The organism is Acidovorax benzenivorans, assembly GCF_028680575.1.
GTDB lineage: Bacteria > Pseudomonadota > Gammaproteobacteria > Burkholderiales > Burkholderiaceae_C > Acidovorax > Acidovorax benzenivorans.
Map to the genome: position 1 here is coordinate 1 of NZ_JAPCKI010000040.1, position 1,190 is coordinate 1,190.

Consider the following 1,190-nt stretch of genomic DNA (forward strand, 5'->3'; position numbering starts at 1 on the left):
TCGGCCAAGAGCAGCCGGTCACCGCAAATGAAAGCGGACGCTCAACGCCGCCGCTCAGCCGACGCCGCAGGCGGTCGGATGCAGCGGCCTGTTAAAGGGAATCTGCGCATAGCTACGAGTACAGAACGGTAAGCGCACTAAGGACGACCGCTAACAACACCAGACCAGCCAGGCGCGCCGTTTGAACAAGCCCATTGCGCTTGAAAACACCAGTTGCCCACCTTCTCCAGGGATGTTGCTCAGACACCAAGCGACGGCCAAGGAAGAAAAGCACCGCCACTATGGCAAGGCCAGACAACATGACCAGGATGTTCACGCCCGCCTGAGGGTTCATATAGATGCTCTTTAACGCCCGCGGTAAGCCGCACCGGAGTGCGGAGCTTGTAAGTGTCGGTTTGACCAAACAGTTAGGCTGTGGACAGGTGATTGATGGGTTGAGGTACGCATAGCTTCAAGCAAGGGTTAGCCGCAGGGGGACCATTGTTGACCCGGAGAAACCGTGCTTTGAATAAAAGCGCTGCGCTGATGTGTTCTCGCGATCCGTTAGTAACGTAACGCGTTTGACGCCACTGCGGCGAGCGAAGTCTATGGCGTGATTCAGTAAGTCTGATCCGATGCCTGAGCCACGGGCGCCAGGGGATACGACCATGTCTTCGAGAAGCGCGACACGCTCACCAATTGCTGTAGAGATGGTAAATAGCAAGTTGACCATTGCCAAGATGGTCGAGCCTTCGCGAGCAACCAGGATGACGCCAAGATCCGGGTTGCTAATGATGATTGATAAGCCTTTGGATTGAGCTGCGGCGTCTGGTTTGAACTCAGCTTCTTGGGTAAATAGAACCGATAGCAACTCACTGAGTGCCGGGATGTCCGATGCTGACGCGCGTTCGAATATTGGCACGGTTTTTCCTTTCGAGAAGCCTAACGTGATGCATCCCGCAAGACCTGCGGGATAAACTGGACCGTGCGGGATATTCTGGACACTGGTTTTTCCTGGAAGTGGCTTGCAGCATGGGTTTGCAGGCGATTGCCTGTTTAGGCAAACAGGTACAAAAATTCCGCGAAACCCCGCAGGCGTCAACGAGGCAAACTATAGCTCGCTATCAATCAGGGCCCAGGCACTCAGCCAGTAGGTATTGGCCTGTTAGGCAGCGGGTAGCGAATGAACGGCAGCTATTGGAGGTGTGTTG

The 1,190-nt window shown here is 55.0% G+C and carries 1 protein-coding gene; it reads right to left on the reverse strand.

Annotation, left to right across the window (positions count from 1 at the left end):
- Positions 1–451 precede the first annotated feature (451 nt).
- Entirely contained in the window at positions 452–901 is a 450-nt protein-coding gene (locus OIN59_RS25260; protein ID WP_274114964.1) for a GNAT family N-acetyltransferase, read from the reverse strand.
- Positions 902–1,190: the final 289 nt, after the last annotated feature.